This is a genomic window from Alteriqipengyuania halimionae (assembly GCF_009827575.1).
GTDB classification, from domain to species: domain Bacteria; phylum Pseudomonadota; class Alphaproteobacteria; order Sphingomonadales; family Sphingomonadaceae; genus Alteriqipengyuania_A; species Alteriqipengyuania_A halimionae.
The window spans coordinates 1,180,869-1,196,181 of the sequence record NZ_WTYR01000001.1 but is presented as its reverse complement, the minus strand read 5'-3'; the positions used below and the strand labels follow the sequence as shown (position 1 = coordinate 1,196,181).

Below are 15,313 nucleotides of genomic sequence, written 5' to 3'. Positions count from 1 at the left end.
AACTTTTCCGACGCTGTGCGGAGTGTGGACGAGCGTTTCGAAGCACTGACTGACCAGTTTATCGCTGAATATCGGCAACCGTCCGAACCAAGCGCGAGCGGTCTGCCTTACTATATTCTAATGGGAAGCATTGCTGACGAAATTGTCACTCGCATGAAGAACAAGGATGAGGATTCCTGCAGAGCCGCATTTGAGTTGGTTGAGAAGCTTCATGTTGAGGGCGATGAATACGTTCAGGAAGCCGCGACAGTCGGTTTGCTTGAAGCTGTCCAAGGATACATGAAAGGTGTGATGAGATTTGAATGTGCGCATCGCTACTTAGGTCCCGAAAGTCGGAAGTGGTGGGACAAGTTGATCCGGTTTTGGGATCATGGCGACGCTGCGGCATTACGCCATGACTGAACTCACCGAAGCCGAGGCCGCAAACGAGTTGATGCGGCTGGCCCGGCAGATCGCAAAACACGATCGGCTCTACCATGCCGAGGACGCGCCGAAGATCACCGACCAGGAATACGATGCGCTGGTGCGGCGTAACGCGCAACTGGAGGAGGCGTTTCCGCAGCTCGTCCGCGACGATTCCCCGTCGAAGAATGTCGGGCATCAGATCGCCGCCTCGCCGCTGTCGAAGGTGGCGCACGAGGTGCGGATGATGAGCCTCGACAATGCGTTCGACGATGAGGAGGTGAAGGAATTCGTCGCGCGGGTGCGGCGGTTCCTGAGCCTGGGCGAGGACGAGCCGATCGCCTTCACCGCCGAGGACAAGATCGACGGGCTCTCGCTGTCGCTCCGCTATGAGCAGGGCAAGCTGGTTCGCGCCGCCACGCGCGGTGACGGGCAGGTTGGCGAGGACGTGACGCCCAATGTCGCGCACATCGCCGATATCCCGCAGCAGCTTCCCGAAGGTGCGCCCGACGTCTTTGAGATCCGCGGCGAGGTCTATATGGAGCGCGCCGCCTTTGCCGAACTGAATGCAAAGGCCGAGGAGGCGGGGACCAAGACGTTTGCCAATCCGCGCAACGCCGCCGCCGGATCGCTGCGCCAGAAGGACGCCAGCGTAACCGCCCAGCGCCCTTTGCGGTTCTGGGCGCATGGCTGGGGCGCGGCATCCGACGTGCCGGGTGAGACGCAGGTCGAGGTAGTGCGCCAGATCGAGGCATGGGGTGTGCCGGTTTCGCCGCTGTTCACCCGATGCGAGATGATCGAAGAGATGTTCGCGCATTATGCGAATATTGCCGAGCAACGCCCTGATCTGCCGTATGAAATCGACGGCGTGGTCTACAAGGTCGACCGGCTCGATTTCCAGCAGCGGCTGGGCTTCGTCGCCAAGGCGCCACGCTGGGCAATCGCGCGCAAATTCCCCGCCGAACGCGCCGAGACCACGCTGGAGAGCATCGATATCCAGGTCGGGCGCACCGGCAAGCTGACGCCCGTGGGCCGCCTTGCGCCGGTGCTGGTGGGCGGGGTCACGGTGACCAACGTGACGCTCCACAATCGCGACGAGATCGCCCGGCTCGGCGTGCGTCTGGGCGACCGCGTGCTGGTCCAGCGTGCAGGCGATGTGATCCCGCAGGTGGTCGAGAACCTCACTCCCGACGCGAAGCGCGATCCGTTCGTGTTTCCCGATCATTGCCCCGAATGCGGCAGCGAGGCGGTGAGCGAGGAGGGAGAGGTCGATGTGCGCTGCACAGGCGGTCTCATCTGTCCGGCGCAACGCACGGAAAGACTGAAACATTTCGTCAGCCGCGCCGCGCTCGATATCGACGGGCTGGGCGAGAAGACGATCGACCAGTTCTTCGCCAAGGGCTGGCTCGAAAGCCCGGCCGATATCTTCCGCCTGAAGGACCGCCGCGAAGATATCCTCGCGCTCGACGGGTGGAAGGAGACGTCTGTCGCGAACCTTCTCAAGAGCATCGAGGCTAAACGCTCGCCCGAGCTTAGTCTTGGGGATCCGCTCGTCGTGATGGATGTGGGCCAGCGCCAAGGAGTGAGCCCGGACCGAGCCCTATTCGGCCTTGGTATTCGACACATTGGAACAGTTACCGCACGCGATCTTCTGAAACATTTCGGGACGATGCTTGAGCTTCGTTCTGCGGTTGACCGTGTGAATTTTGGCGATGAAAGTGCCAAAGAAGATATCTTGTCAATCGACGGGATCGGTCCTGCGGTAGTCGAGGCTCTATGTGATTTTTTTCATGAACCTCACAATGTTGAGGTATGGGAAGATCTTATTGGAACGACTGATAGAAAGGGGGAGATAGTTCTTCCTCCCATGGAGTTTGAGACAAAGGAATCCCCCGTCTCGGGCAAGACGGTCGTCTTCACCGGCAAGCTCGAAACCATGAGCCGCGACGAGGCCAAGGCCCAGGCCGAACGACTGGGTGCCAAGGCCTCCGGGTCGGTCAGCGCGAAGACCGACCTGCTCGTCGCCGGGCCGGGCGCGGGCAGCAAGCTGAAGAAGGCGGCAGAACTGGGAATCGAAGTGATCGACGAGGCAGGCTGGGCGGAAATTGTCGCTGCAGCCAGTTGAGGGGGAAGACGCAATGCAGATCGAAGACGCACAGGCCGAGATCCGGCGGGGCTATCTGGACGGCGCGTTGGGCGTGATCGTTTCGGGCTGCGTGTGGCTGGCAACCGCGATCACCGAACGGCAGGCCGGGGTCGGAACCGCGTTTACCGTGCTATTCTTCGGAGGGATGTTCATCTTTCCGGTAGGCTTGCTGATCGCGCGCGGCATCCTGAAACGTCCCGGCGAAAGCGCTGAAAACCCGATGGGGCGCCTGGTGCTCGAAGGCACGATCGCCATGATCGCCATGCTGGCCGCCGCCTGGCTGTTCCTCGATTATCGCCCCGACTGGGTCATTCCGATCGCCGCCGCCGCGGTGGGCACGCACTACTTCGCATTTCGCACTGCGTACGGTTTGAAAATCTACTGGCTGCTGGCCGCGATCGTCACCGCCATCGGGTGCTTTGCGATCTTTCCGGAAGTGATCCCGAGCGACATGGTGGCCTTCGGCGTGGCGGCGACCGAGCTGATTTTCGGCGTGTTCCTGGCGATCCGCGCGCGAGGTTGATGTCCGCACCTTGGAACTTTGCCGTCGCGCACCGTTGAACACAATGTGTCGCTCGCTCTTCGTTTCATCGCCATATTGTTTCCCGTCCTCGGCCTGGTCGCGCTTGCCGTGATCGTGGTGCCGCGGCTGTCCGCGCCGGCGCCCGATCCGGTGGCCGAGGAGGCCGAGGCGCTGGTCGAACCCGAATTACCGACGCCAGAGGAAGCCACGCTCGATCGCCAGCTGAGTGAAATCGGCTCGCGCTTTGCCGGGCAGGTGGGGATCGCGGTGCGTCCGGTCGAAGGCGATCGGACGATGCAATATCGCGGGCTCGAACTGTTTCCGCAGCAGAGCGTCAGCAAATTGTGGGTCTCGCTCACTGCGCTGCGGCAGGTGGATGCGGGCAAACTCTCGCTCGACGAAGCGCGCGTGGTCACGCTCGAGGACCTCACCCTTTTTCATCAGCCGATCCGTGACGAAGTGCTCGCGAGCGGTTCTGTGACCACCGAATATCGCGACTTGATGCAACGCGCGCTGACGCGCAGCGACAACACTGCCAACGATATCATCCTGCGACGCGTGGGCGGGCCAGATGCGGTGCAGGCCACGCTCAACAGGCTCGGCCTTTCGAGCATCCGTTTCGGCACCGACGAGCGGACCAAGCAGAGCGCGACCGCCGGGCTGCAATGGCGCCCGAGTTATTCGCTGGGGCGCGCCTTTTACGACGCGCGCGATCAAGTGCCCGATGCCGATCGGCGCGCGGCCTATGAGGGCTATCTCGCCGATCCGATCGACGGCGCCGCACCGGTTGCGATCGCGGCGGCGCTGACGCGATTGGCGAAGGGCGAGTTGCTGTCGAAGGACAGCACCGCACTGCTGCTGGATACGCTGGCCGAAACGCGCAGCGGCCCGAACCGCTTGAAGGGCGGGTTGCCCCCCGATTGGCGGATCGCGCACAAGACCGGGACCGGGCAGGCGCTGGTCCACGAACAGACCGGCTACAACGATATCGGCATCCTGACGGCGCCCGATGGGCGGCGCTATGCAGTGGTCGTGATGATCGCGCGGACCGAGGAGAGGGTGCCCGACCGGATGGCGATGATGCACGAGGTCGTCGGCGCGGTGGCAGAATACCACGACGCGACCGCGCAATAGCGCTCGGTTACATGCCCGCGCGCTTGCGCAGCCACAGGATCGACCAGTCGCCATCGACCAACCGCGCGGCAAGGCGGAAGCCCTGGCGGCGATAGGCGCGGCGCACGGCAGCTTCCTGCGTTTCGAGCAATCCGGCCAGCAGCACGCTGGCCCCCGGCGCGGTGATGTCCGCGAAATCGGGGGCAAGATCGATCAGCGGGCGGGCAAGAATATTGGCGATCAGCAGATCGTACGGCGCGCGGACCTGGATCGCGGCATCGTCGGTACCCGGCGCGATGATCGGCATCACGTCGCCGGGCATTGCGCCAAGCGGGATCGCGTTCATCGCCGCATTGTCCTCGATCACGCCGAGGCACACCGGATCGATATCGGTCGCGGTGAAGCGGGCACGCGGCCACAATGCGCGGGCGGCGAAGGCAAGCAATCCGGTGCCGGTGCCGATATCGGCGACGTCGCGCGCAATCAGCCCGCTGCGCTTGATCGCGTCGAGCATGGCGAGGCATCCGGCGGTGGTATTGTGATGGCCTGTGCCGAAAGCCTGCGCGGCAGGGATCTCGAAATTGACCGCATCCGGATCGGGCGCATGGTCGGGCGTGTGGATATGGAAGCGCCCGGCGCGGATCGGATCGAGCCCGCGCTGGCTTTCTGTCAGCCAGTCGGCTTCGGGCAGCTTTTCTTCGGCGAAGTCTGGCGCCTTGCCATCGAACAGTGCGGCAATCGCGGCGCGATCGGCGTTGCGGGGCTTGCGCGGCAGATAGGCATCCAGCCGCCAGTCGTCGGGCTTGTCCTCGGCAATTTCGAACCCGGTGAGCACGATCTCGTGATCCCAGTCGAGCGTCTCGTCCTGCCGGGCGAGGGCAGCTTCGATGACCGGCTTGCGACCGAATGCGGTGAGTTTCCAGCTGCTCATGATGCGCTTTCCTGTTTGGTGTCGAGCGCTGCACGTTCGGCCTCGCTCAGGCGATGGGGAACGGCCACCGGCTGCAATGTGTCCTTGTCGAACAGCGCCGTACGTCGGCGCGCGCCCGAGAGATAATCCTTTGCGATCCGTTTGATCACTCTGAGCATAATCGGAAGCATGGCCGCATTGCCGGAATTGGGCTCGCCGCGCGCATGTTCGACGAACAGGTGCCCGCGCACCGGGCCGACCATGTCGCGTCGATCGTCGGCGCAATTGGCGAGCTGGGTGGTGATGTACGGCACTTTCGCACTCGCGAAGCTGTTGAACAGCGGCGTGCGGCATTGGCTGCAATACCAGCGCAAAGTCGGCTTGTCGGTCAGGTGGACGCAGGCCAGCGCTTGTGCGCCGCTGTCGAGCCGCACGCTGGCGCAGCGCGACTGGTAAAGATCGGTGCCGCCATGTTCGTCGAGGACGTAATCCTCGGCATCGCAATAGCGCGCGAAGGCCTGGCAATCGGTGCAATGGCACACAAGCCTGTCGCCTTCGTGAGGGCCGGGGTCGAGGATCGCGCCGCGCACCGCCCCGCACCGGCAGGCGAAGGCGAGATTGCCGCTCACCTCACATAGCTCGCGCCATTCGCATCGAGCGTGGCGCCGGTGAGCGAGGGCGGGGCGTCGAGCGCGCAGAAGGCGATGATGGCGGCGATTTCCTCGGGCTCGGCGACGCGGCCCAGCGGAATGTCGGCCAGCAGGCCGGGCCCCCCGCGACTCTCTAGGTAATCGCCCGCCATCGCGGTATCGGTGAAGCCCGGCGTGATCGCGTAGCTGAGGATGTTTTCGCCGGCATAGGCCCGCGCAATGGTCTTGTGCATGGCGAGCATTCCGCCCTTGGCTGCAGCATAATGCCAGTGCGCCGGGCTATCCCCGCGATGGCCCGCGCGGCTGGCGACATGGATGAGCCGCCCGGGTGCCTTGCGCTCCTGCCAGTGCTGCACCGCATAGCGCGAGAGCTGGGCTGCGGCGGTCAGGTTGATCCGCAGCGTGTCTTCCCAGCTGTCGAGCCATTCGATGTCCGATCCGTCGAGCGGATTGGGATCGAACAGGCCTGCATTGTTGATCAGCACGTCGATCGTGCCGCCGGCGCGGCGCAGCGCCTCGTTCCACAGCGTCTGCGGAGCCTGCGGGTCGCACAGATCGGCGCCGATGGTGTGCGCGTCGTGGGCTTTCGAGCCGTGGCCGATGACGGTGCAGCCGCGCGCTTCGAGAGCGGTGCGCGCCGCCGCGCCGATCCCGCGAGAGGAGCCGGTGAGAACAATGGTGGTCATGGGGAGGGGCTCTAGCGCCGCCGCCCGGTTTCGTCATCACCTGCGCAAAAATGCCGCGCGGCGGCGGGTCGGGCGGCACGCACACCTTGCCTCACCGTCTCATTCCGTTAAGGGACGGCACAAGACATCGTCCGACAGGAAAACCCATGGCCGAAAGACCCCTCTCACCGCACCTGCAAATCTGGAAATGGGGTCCGCATATGCTGACCTCGATCCTCCACCGCGTCAGCGGGGACGGGATGGCGCTCGTCGGCCTGCCCGTGCTGCTGTGGTGGCTCGGCGCGCTCGCCAGCGGACCGCAGGCGTACGAAACCTTCGCATCGGTAGCGACGAGTCCGATCGGCTATATCGTGCTGGTTGGCCTGACCTGGGCGTTCTTCAATCACGTTTGCTCGGGCCTGCGGCACTTCGTGCTGGATATCGGCGCCGGGTACGAACTCGACACCAACCGCACCTGGGCGATCGCTGCCAACGTGCTCGGCGTGGTGCTGACGATCGCCTTCTGGGCGGTCGTGCTGGCCAAGCAGGGAGCATTCTGATGGCGCAGGACATCACCTCGCACGAAACCCCGATCGGCCGCGCGCGCGGCCTCGGCTCGGCCCATCACGGCACCCATCACTGGCTGCTGCAGCGCTTCACCGCGATCGGCAATCTGGTGGCGGTGCTGTTCCTCGTGATCAGCTTCCTGATGCTGCCCGATTACGGCTACGCCACTTTCGCCAGCTGGGTCGCCTCGCCGCTGACCGCGCTGGCGCTGGCGCTGCTGATCATCTCGGTGTTCTGGCACGCGCGGCTGGGCCTGCAGGTCCTGGCCGAAGATTATGTCGACTCCGCGGGCAACCGTTTCGCCCTCAATGCCCTTCTCAATATCGCGGCTTTCGCCGGCGGCGCCTTCGGCCTGCTGAGCATCGCCCGCATCGTCTTCGCAGGAGCCGCCTGATGGCCGCAGCCAGTACCTTCGAAATCGGCGGTCGCGCCTATCCGATCATCGACCACACCTATGACGTCGTCGTCGTCGGCGCGGGCGGATCGGGCCTGCGCGCCACCATGGGGGCCGCCGAATCCGGCCTGAAGACGGCGAATATCTCGAAAGTCTTCCCCACCCGCTCGCATACCGTTGCGGCGCAAGGCGGGATCGCCGCCAGCCTCGGCAACAACACGCCCGACCACTGGTCGTGGCACATGTACGATACGGTCAAGGGCTCCGACTGGCTCGGCGACCAAGACGCGATCGAATACATGGTGCGCGAAGCGCCGCAGGCGGTCTACGAACTCGAACACGCTGGTGTGCCGTTCAGCCGCAACGCGGACGGTACGATCTACCAGCGCCCGTTCGGCGGCCACATGCAGAATATGGGCGAAGGCCCGCCCGTGCAGCGCACCTGCGCCGCGGCGGACCGTACGGGGCACGCCATGCTCCACGCGCTCTACCAGCAGAGCCTGAAGTACGACGCCGATTTCTTCATCGAATATTTCGCCATCGACCTGATCATGAAGGACGGGCCGAACGGCAAGGAATGCGTCGGCGTGATCGCGATGTGCCTCGATGACGGCACCATCCATCGCTTCCGCTCGCAGGGCGTGGTGCTGGCGACCGGCGGTTATGGCCGGTGCTATTACACCGCGACCTCGGCCCACACCTGCACCGGCGATGGCGGCGGCATGGTGCTGCGCGCCGGCCTGCCGCTGCAGGACATGGAATTCGTCCAGTTCCACCCGACCGGCATTTACGGCGCGGGCGTGCTCATCACCGAAGGTGCGCGCGGCGAGGGCGGCTACCTGACCAATTCCGAGGGCGAGCGTTTCATGGAACGCTATGCTCCCTCGGCCAAGGACCTCGCCTCGCGCGACGTCGTGTCGCGTTCGATGGCGCTCGAGATGCGCGAAGGCCGCGGCGTGGGCGCAGAGGGAGATCACATCTATCTCCATCTCGACCACATCGATCCCGCGATCCTCGCCGAACGCCTTCCGGGTATCACCGAAAGCGGCAAGATCTTCGCCGGTGTCGACCTGACGCGCCAGCCACTGCCGGTCACCCCGACGGTCCATTACAACATGGGCGGCATCCCCTGTAACTTCCACGGCGAAGTCATGGCGGGCGACCCGAACGATCCGGAAAAGATCGTCCCCGGCCTGTTCGCGGTGGGCGAGGCGGCGTGCGTCTCGGTCCACGGGGCGAATCGCCTCGGCTCGAACTCGCTGATCGACCTCGTGGTGTTCGGCCGCGCGACCGGCTTCCGCCTCAAGGAAACCTGCAAGAGCGGCGGCTCGCAGGCCGAACTGCCCAAGGACAGCGCCGATCTCGCGCTCACGCGCCTCGATCACTTCCGCTATGCCGATGGTGGCTCGCCGACTGCGCGTGTGCGCGAGGAAATGCAGAAGTCGATGCAGTCGCACTGCGCGGTGTTCCGCAACAGCGAGACGCTCAGCGAAGGCGTCGAGCAGTTGAAGGCGGTGAACAAACGGATGGAAGACATCCACGTCTCCGACCGCTCGCTGATCTGGAACAGCGACCTCGTCGAAACGCTCGAACTCGACAATCTCATGGCGCAAGCCAATGTGACGATCGCGAGCGCGGAAAACCGCAAGGAAAGCCGCGGCGCCCACGCGCACGAGGACTATCCCGATCGCGACGACGCCAACTGGATGAAGCACACCATCGCGACCTTCGACGGTTGGGGCGGCAAGGGCGGCGCCGTGAATATCGGTTATCGCCCCGTCCACGAGTTCACGCTGACCGACGACGTGAAATATATCGAGCCGAAGAAGCGGGTATATTGATCGTTTGAAGGGGAGGCTGCGCCTTTGCCTGGCGTCGCTTTCTCTGGCGGCCTGTTCGTGTGGCGCCTCGACTGCCGAGGCGCCGCCCGAAAGCCTGAACGCCGATCCGTTCTATACCCGCTATGTCCCGGCAGCCGGAATCCCTGTCGTGTCGTCCGATCGCGTGTCCGATGAAACGCTGTTTGCCGCGCGCGATATGATGGCATCGATACTCGCGTATCGTCCCGAACTGGCCGAATGGCTCGCCGCGAACGATTATCGCGTTGCGATCATGGCCGAAGACGAGGCTATTACCGACCTTCCCGAGTATCGGGGCTGGAAGAAACCTGCGCCCGATGATCCCCGGCTGACGCGGTGCGAGCGCAAGCATTACGAGGCGCGGATCGGGCTGCTGTCCGATCGCGACTACTGGAATGCGCGGGTGAGGGGGCTGGGCGGAAAACGGGCGGTGGCGGCGGAAGAAGACGTGCTGGGCCGACGCTCGTCGCGCTATTGGGGCGAGACCATCCTCGTCCACGAATTCGCCCATGCGATCCATGACGCGATCCGGGGCACCGACCCCGCGCTCGCGGCCCGGATCGATGCCGCCTACAAAGCGGCACTGGCCGACCGGTTGTGGTACCAGGAATACGCGACCACCACCGTCGAGGAGTATTTTGCCGAGGGCACACAATTCTGGTTCAATTCGAACCGGCTCGCCGTGATGGACGGCACCCGCGTTCTGAACCACGACGATCTGCGTGCCTACGACCCGCGGCTCTACGCCGTGCTGGCGGAGGTCTATGGCGATAACCACCGGGTCGAATCGGATCCGTTCTACATGAGCGACGCACGCGTACCGCCCGGCCCGATCCCCGAGAATACCGCCGAGGTTTGCTGATGCGGCTTAGGTCGGATGTGACGTTCGTGCGCTTCCTCGCGGCACTTCCCATTATCGGTGTCGCGCTGATCGCATGGGGTGCGACCTACCCGTTCTACACCGATATCGACGCTGCGATGGAGCTGCGCCGCAACGCCTGCGATGCCAATGGCGTGATCGAGGGCTGGTACGAAGCAATGGCGCGCTTCGATACGCCGCGGCACGAATTCATGCAGGCAGGACTTGCATTGGCACTGATCGCTGTGACGATCTCGGTCTTGTCGAGTGTCTTCGGCAAGAAGGCGCCTGCCAATAAGCCGGCGTTCTTCGGGCTGGGATATCTCGGTCTTTTCATGGCCTGGTTTGGCTACGGCTTCAGTTTTTATATCGATATGCGTCGCGGTGTGTTTCCCCATTGCGCCGATACGATCGCCATTCCTCTGGCCGCGCAGACGATCGGCTATGCGATCCTAGCCCTCCTTTGCACGCTCTTCGGCCTGACGCTCCTCATCGGCTTCGGTACCTTGCCGGTCAGGCTCGACCGTTGGGACGCCGACAGGAAATTGCGGAGCCATATCGTGACCGGTATTTTCGGAGCGATTGCGTTGTTGGGCGTCGTCATCGTCGCGATCGATGCGACCGGTTCGACATTCCTTGCGATACCAGGGACGATCGTTCTGATCTACGTGACGCTGGCCACACGGGCGGCGCTGCTTGCGCCAGCGAACCTAAACAACATCGAAGAATAGCGGTTTACATCACGCCGCGTTGGCGGCGAGGCGACGGAGCACGGCGTGGCGATCGGCGACGATGTCGGCGAGCGTGTGGCGGTCGAGATGGGCAAGGAAGGCCTCGAGCGCGCCGGCGAGGGCGGGCTTTAGGCCGCAAACGCCGTCGATAACGCAATCGGCCTTGCCGCCCATGCAGGCGACGAATCCATCGAAATGCTCGAGCGTGCGGACCACTGCACCAACATTGATCTGCGCTGGCGGGCGGGCAAGCCGCAATCCGCCACCACGACCCCGCTGTGTCTCGATGAAACCGGCAGCCGCCAAATCCTGCGCCACCTTGGCCAGATGGTTGCGCGAAATGCCGTAGTGTTCGGCAATCCAGTCGATCGAGAGCGTATCCTCGCTGGCGGCCAGGGCCATCATCATGCGCAGGGCATAATCGGTTCGGAGATTGAGCTGCATAAAACAGGTATATTGAATATTGCTTTTTGCCGCAAGAGGCATATTAGGTATATCAAATACCTGTTATCGAGTCGGAGCGATCCATGTCCCCAATCCGTGAGAGAACCCGCAGCGAGGTACGACAGGCGCGCGAGGCCAAGCGCGCGCATGCCGCATCGCTCGGCGTCGACGAAGCCTTCGTCGATCATATGGTCGAGACATTCTACGGAGTCGTAAGGGACGACGATCTGCTCGGCCCGATCTTTGCCGAACGGATCGAGGACTGGCCCGCTCACCTGGCGCGCATGAAAGGATTCTGGCGCTCGATCCTGTTCAACAGCGGCGAATTTTCGGGCAACCCGATGCAGAAGCACATGGCCATTCCCGGGCTCGGGCAACGCCATTTTTCCCGGTGGCTCGCGCTCTTCTACGACACGCTGCGCACGCTAGAGCGTGACCCTGAGGGCACCTCGCTGGTCGCCGCGCGCGCACGTTCGATTGCTGATAGCCTGCTGACCGGAATCGCGGTCCGCCGCGACGGCCTGTCGGGTTCCAACGCCGGAAAGGACCTCCCCCATGCTTGAAGACCTCTCTTTCGAGATCGATGACAGCGACGTGTCTGCCAGCGAGATCCATGCTCTCGATGCATTGGTCACGCCCGCTGCCGTGCCCCCGGTTGCGTTCGGAAATCCCGGCTACCAGCTTCCGTCCCGAGTCTGGCACACGATGTTCGCTTGCTACGCGGTGTTTTTCACCGCGCTGGCCGTTGCAACCGGAGGAAGCGGGAAGGCGCTGTTCGCGATTGTCGTCTCGGCGCTCTACACCACGATCTATTTCGGCGTTGCCAGCATCGGGGCAGGGCAGGCGGGGCGCGAAGAGACGTCGCCGCTCGAACGCGGAGAGCCGTTGCAGACCTGGACCGGCCCGATGAACGCCATCTCGGTATATGCGCAGATCCTCGTCGTCCCGCTCGCGGTCGCAGGTTTCGGGATCGGGGTGGCGACGATTGCGCTGGTATCGGCATGACTACGCCCGAGCTTGTCACCTACTGGTCGCTCGGCCGGTTCGATCGTGAGAGTCTACCCGAAGGGCTGCGTCGCGAGCACCGCCTGAAGGACGGCACCTGGGGAAGGCTCGCCCTGTTATCGGGACGGATCACGCTGGTGTGGGACGATGGCGAAGGGGGTGAGCGGGAATTAGAGCCCGGCGAAACGGTCATGATTCCGCCCAAGCGACCGCATCATCTTATCGTTGCCGGGCCATTCGAATTGCAGCTCGATTTCCAGCGCGAGAAACTGCCGGGCGAGGGGATGGAGCCAGCTTCCTAGATCACCCCCGCGATCAGCTTGCGTTCGGCGGCCTCGTCGCAGGTGATGTACCAATTGTCGGGCGCCTTATCGCGCAATTCCTCGAATGCGACGTCCGAGCCGTCGACGATCTCGCGAAAGCCCTCTTCTTCGATCGTGATCGAATGCTCGATCTCGTTGAGTGCGGCTTTCAGCTGGGCAGTGCAGCTGCGCAGCGGGCCGGACAGGTTGATCGTGCGGGTGATCTGGCGCTCATGAAGCAACAGGCTCGCGCCTTCGGTCATGAAGCGGTGCTTGATCGGAAAACCGGCCATGAAGGTCGCCCCGGCCGAATAGACCGCCGCCTTGCCTAGGAAATAGAGCGTGCGCCCCGTTTCCGAAATCAACCGGATATCGGCCGCCATGGCACGTGCGATCTCGGGGTTGCCGCCCAGCGTGGTGATCGCGATCGTCAGCGGACCGTCGGTCGGCGCGGCGGCGAGCTGGTTGCGGAATTCGGCGTACATGGCCTCGTCCACCGCGCCGACCAGCCTGAGCTGGGGCGAAGTGAGCACTTCGTTGCGGGTGTCCTGATCGGGCTGGTTTTTCTGCGCCACGCTACTCTCCTGTTTGTCTGGCAACAGGTGGCCCGCGCGCATGTTCCGCGCCTTTGGTGGAGCCCAGTCGTTCATTCGTCTGTTTACAAGTGTAATTACGCTGCTTACACCTGTAGACGAATCGGGAAGGCGAAGGAGAGAGGGATGTCCTCCAAAAACGAAACCGGCGAACGGATCAGCGAAGCCGAATATGCGGTGATGGAAGTGCTGTGGGACAAGGCCCCGCGCACCGCTGCCGAAGTCTGCGACGAGGTCTGCGAGCAGCGCGACTGGTCGATCGCCACGGTCAAGACGCTGCTCTCGCGCCTCGTCGCCAAGAACGCGCTCGCAACCGAGCCCGACGGGCGTCGCTTCCTCTATCGCCCGCTGCTCGAGCGCGGCGACTACAGCACCCGCGAATCGCGCCGACTGGTCGATCGCCTGTTCGGCGGCCGTGCCGCGCCGCTGGTCGCCCATCTTGCCGAGGCCGAAGCGCTGACGCCCGACGATATTGCCGAAATCGAAAAGCTGCTGAAGGAGATCAAGGGATGATCGACTGGATGCTCGATACGCTGATTTGGACAGGTGCCTTGATCGCGCTGGTCCTCCTGCTTCGCCGCCCGGTCGCGGCGCATTTCGGTGCGCAGGCCGCCTATGCACTGTGGCTCATTCCGTTCGTCCGTCTGCTGCTGCCGCCGATCGAACTGCCGGCCATGTTCGCCCCCACCGTCGCCATCGCGCCGACGCAGGCGATCGCGATCGATCCCGTGCTGCTGATGAATGCGCAGGAGCAGGCGCAGGTCCAGCCGGTCGCAGCCGATACGGCATGGCTGTGGCTCGCGCTCGGCTTTGGCGTGTGGCTGACCGGCGCGGCGGTGACGCTCGCATGGCGCTTTGCCGACTATTTCCGCATGCGCGGCCAGTTGCTGGCCCAAGCGGACGAAAAGCTCGTCGTCGGCAAGGTGAGGATCGTCGAAACCCCCGCCACTGCCTCACCACTGGCGTTCGGTGCGATCGACAAGGTGATCGCGGTTCCGCAAGGTTTTCTCGCCGATAGCGATCCGGAAACCCGCAGGCTCGCGATCGCGCATGAGATGGCGCACCACGATCGCGGCGATCTGATCGCCAATTTCGCGATCCAGCCGCTGTTCGCGCTCCACTGGTTCAATCCGCTCGGCTTGCTGGGATGGCGCGCAATGCGCCGCGACCAGGAAGCCGCCTGCGACGCGCGCGTGGTCGCTGCTGCCGACGATGCGACGCGCGCTGCCTATGCCGAGTGTATCGCGCGCTTCTCCGCCGGTCCCGATCTGGGGCTGGCCGCGCCGATGGCTTGCCCGGTGCTCGGAGAAAAGAGCATCATCCAGCGATTGAGGAGCCTGAGCATGGCCGATATCTCCGCCCGCCGCCGGATCGCCGGCCGCGCCGCGCTCGTCGCCGGGCTGCTGGGCCTGCCGCTGACCGCGAGCATTACCTATGCCGCGCCAAGCTTCACGGAAACTCAGCGCGATGCCGAGCCGCTGGCAATGGTCGATGTCGATCCCGACGTGGACGTGAGCCCCGATATCGACATCGACGAGCAGGCAGACGAGCTCGCAGAAGCGAGCGCCGAACTGGCCGAGGAGAGGGCGCTCGAGGCGGTCGAACGCCGAAGCGACCTGGATGAAGCACGACAGGACCGGATCGAAGCCGAGATCGAGCGCCGTGCCGACCGGATCGAGCGCTTGGCCGAAAAGCTTGCGTCGACCGGGATGGCCGAGGCTGAAATTCATGCCCGGCTCGATCGTGAGATCGCGCAATTGGTGAAGACCCAGACCGAGAATGCCGATCGCCTGGCCGCCCAGGCCGCTCGCGCGGCGAGCCGCAGCATTTCCGCAAGCGCTAGTGCACGGGAATCGGCCACACGCAGCGAGCGGATCGTGATCGAGGCTGTCGAGAACGAACTGCCTCGGATCGCCGTGGAGGTTCAACGCGAACTGAATGCGAGCGGCATCCGGACGACGTGTGTGGTGAATGGCCAGAGCATCGATTGCGATGGTGCCAATGGTGTCGATTACGGCGATTTCAAGCGCGATGCGCTTGCTACCGCCCGCCGCGCAATCGCCGCCGATCGCACGCTGAGCGCGCGCGAGCGCAAGCAAGCACTCGCCGCGATCGACGACGCCGCAAAGGATTGATCTTGCAGGAGTTCT

At 64.0% G+C, this 15,313-nt stretch carries 19 protein-coding genes; 14 read left to right on the top strand and 5 right to left on the bottom strand.

The annotated features are described in order from the left end of the window. The first annotated feature begins 24 nt into the window (after positions 1 to 24). Genes GRI68_RS05870 through bla form a run of 4 tightly spaced genes read left to right on the top strand, consistent with a single transcriptional unit; the run spans position 25 to position 4,205 of the window. Positions 25 to 402 (top strand): DUF7674 family protein, encoded by a 378-nt coding sequence (locus GRI68_RS05870; protein ID WP_160616383.1) that lies wholly within the window; start codon positions 25 to 27, stop codon positions 400 to 402. Continuing rightward, positions 395 to 2,527: an NAD-dependent DNA ligase LigA gene (ligA, locus tag GRI68_RS05865; protein WP_160616382.1), complete on the top strand. Its 2,133-nt coding sequence runs from the start codon at positions 395 to 397 to the stop codon at positions 2,525 to 2,527. Before GRI68_RS05870 ends, ligA begins: the two co-directional genes overlap by 8 nt. 13 nt (positions 2,528 to 2,540) lie before the next feature. Further along, a complete protein-coding gene (locus GRI68_RS05860) occupies positions 2,541 to 3,071 on the top strand; it encodes a DUF7010 family protein (protein WP_160616381.1) in 531 nt (176 codons plus the stop codon). A 45-nt stretch (positions 3,072 to 3,116) separates the two neighbouring features. Beyond that, the gene (gene bla / locus GRI68_RS05855; protein WP_160616380.1) at positions 3,117 to 4,205 is read left to right on the top strand and encodes a class A beta-lactamase; all 1,089 of its coding nucleotides are present in this window, start codon (positions 3,117 to 3,119) and stop codon (positions 4,203 to 4,205) included. Between the two features lie 7 nt (positions 4,206 to 4,212). Here the strand turns inward: bla and GRI68_RS05850 are convergent, their stop codons facing one another. Genes GRI68_RS05850 through GRI68_RS05840 form a run of 3 tightly spaced genes read right to left on the bottom strand, consistent with a single transcriptional unit; the run spans position 4,213 to position 6,430 of the window. Continuing rightward, positions 4,213 to 5,115: a 50S ribosomal protein L11 methyltransferase gene (locus GRI68_RS05850; protein ID WP_160616379.1), complete on the bottom strand. Its 903-nt coding sequence runs from the start codon at positions 5,113 to 5,115 to the stop codon at positions 4,213 to 4,215. Then, positions 5,112 to 5,723: a DUF6151 family protein gene (locus GRI68_RS05845; RefSeq protein ID WP_160616378.1), complete on the bottom strand. Its 612-nt coding sequence runs from the start codon at positions 5,721 to 5,723 to the stop codon at positions 5,112 to 5,114. The genes GRI68_RS05850 and GRI68_RS05845 overlap by 4 nt, the downstream gene beginning before the upstream one ends. After that, positions 5,720 to 6,430 (bottom strand): SDR family NAD(P)-dependent oxidoreductase, encoded by a 711-nt coding sequence (locus tag GRI68_RS05840; RefSeq protein WP_160616377.1) that lies wholly within the window; start codon positions 6,428 to 6,430, stop codon positions 5,720 to 5,722. Before GRI68_RS05840 ends, GRI68_RS05845 begins: the two co-directional genes overlap by 4 nt. Positions 6,431 to 6,576: 146 nt before the next feature. Between GRI68_RS05840 and sdhC the strand changes: the two genes are divergently transcribed. The 5 genes from sdhC to GRI68_RS05815 all read left to right on the top strand — a co-directional run bounded on the left by sdhC (position 6,577) and on the right by GRI68_RS05815 (position 10,819). After that, positions 6,577 to 6,969 (top strand): succinate dehydrogenase, cytochrome b556 subunit, encoded by a 393-nt coding sequence (sdhC, locus tag GRI68_RS05835; protein WP_160616376.1) that lies wholly within the window; start codon positions 6,577 to 6,579, stop codon positions 6,967 to 6,969. Beyond that, the gene (gene sdhD, locus GRI68_RS05830) at positions 6,969 to 7,370 is read left to right on the top strand and encodes a succinate dehydrogenase, hydrophobic membrane anchor protein (RefSeq protein ID WP_160616375.1); all 402 of its coding nucleotides are present in this window, start codon (positions 6,969 to 6,971) and stop codon (positions 7,368 to 7,370) included. The genes sdhC and sdhD overlap by 1 nt, the downstream gene beginning before the upstream one ends. Beyond that, positions 7,370 to 9,211, top strand: coding sequence for a succinate dehydrogenase flavoprotein subunit (gene sdhA, locus GRI68_RS05825; RefSeq protein ID WP_160616374.1), 1,842 nt, complete (start codon positions 7,370 to 7,372; stop codon positions 9,209 to 9,211). The genes sdhD and sdhA overlap by 1 nt, the downstream gene beginning before the upstream one ends. Before the next feature lie 148 nt (positions 9,212 to 9,359). Next, positions 9,360 to 10,091 (top strand): glycoside hydrolase, encoded by a 732-nt coding sequence (locus tag GRI68_RS05820; protein ID WP_325063765.1) that lies wholly within the window; start codon positions 9,360 to 9,362, stop codon positions 10,089 to 10,091. Continuing rightward, positions 10,091 to 10,819, top strand: a complete 729-nt coding sequence (locus GRI68_RS05815) for a hypothetical protein (protein ID WP_160616373.1) — start codon at positions 10,091 to 10,093, stop codon at positions 10,817 to 10,819. Before GRI68_RS05820 ends, GRI68_RS05815 begins: the two co-directional genes overlap by 1 nt. 9 nt (positions 10,820 to 10,828) lie before the next feature. Here the strand turns inward: GRI68_RS05815 and GRI68_RS05810 are convergent, their stop codons facing one another. After that, positions 10,829 to 11,263, bottom strand: a complete 435-nt coding sequence (locus GRI68_RS05810) for an RrF2 family transcriptional regulator (RefSeq protein ID WP_160616372.1) — start codon at positions 11,261 to 11,263, stop codon at positions 10,829 to 10,831. 83 nt (positions 11,264 to 11,346) lie between these two features. Here GRI68_RS05810 and GRI68_RS05805 point away from each other — a divergent pair, with 83 nt between their 5' ends. Genes GRI68_RS05805 through GRI68_RS05795 form a run of 3 tightly spaced genes read left to right on the top strand, consistent with a single transcriptional unit; the run spans position 11,347 to position 12,570 of the window. Next, a complete protein-coding gene (locus GRI68_RS05805) occupies positions 11,347 to 11,826 on the top strand; it encodes a group III truncated hemoglobin (RefSeq protein WP_160616371.1) in 480 nt (159 codons plus the stop codon). Then, on the top strand, positions 11,819 to 12,268 hold the full coding sequence (locus GRI68_RS05800) for a hypothetical protein (RefSeq protein WP_160616370.1): 450 nt from the start codon (positions 11,819 to 11,821) through the stop codon (positions 12,266 to 12,268). Before GRI68_RS05805 ends, GRI68_RS05800 begins: the two co-directional genes overlap by 8 nt. Then, entirely contained in the window at positions 12,265 to 12,570 is a 306-nt protein-coding gene (locus tag GRI68_RS05795) for a DUF1971 domain-containing protein (RefSeq protein WP_160616369.1), read from the top strand. The genes GRI68_RS05800 and GRI68_RS05795 overlap by 4 nt, the downstream gene beginning before the upstream one ends. Here the strand turns inward: GRI68_RS05795 and GRI68_RS05790 are convergent. Further along, a complete protein-coding gene (locus GRI68_RS05790; protein WP_160616368.1) occupies positions 12,567 to 13,145 on the bottom strand; it encodes an ATP-dependent Clp protease proteolytic subunit in 579 nt (192 codons plus the stop codon). The genes GRI68_RS05795 and GRI68_RS05790 overlap by 4 nt on opposite strands. A gap of 144 nt (positions 13,146 to 13,289) precedes the next feature. Between GRI68_RS05790 and GRI68_RS05785 the strand changes: the two genes are divergently transcribed. Both GRI68_RS05785 and GRI68_RS05780 read left to right on the top strand, forming a co-directional pair. Further along, complete coding sequence (locus GRI68_RS05785) at positions 13,290 to 13,676, top strand: BlaI/MecI/CopY family transcriptional regulator (RefSeq protein ID WP_160616367.1); 387 nt, start codon at positions 13,290 to 13,292, stop codon at positions 13,674 to 13,676. After that, on the top strand, positions 13,673 to 15,298 hold the full coding sequence (locus GRI68_RS05780; RefSeq protein WP_160616366.1) for a M56 family metallopeptidase: 1,626 nt from the start codon (positions 13,673 to 13,675) through the stop codon (positions 15,296 to 15,298). Before GRI68_RS05785 ends, GRI68_RS05780 begins: the two co-directional genes overlap by 4 nt. Positions 15,299 to 15,313: the final 15 nt, after the last annotated feature.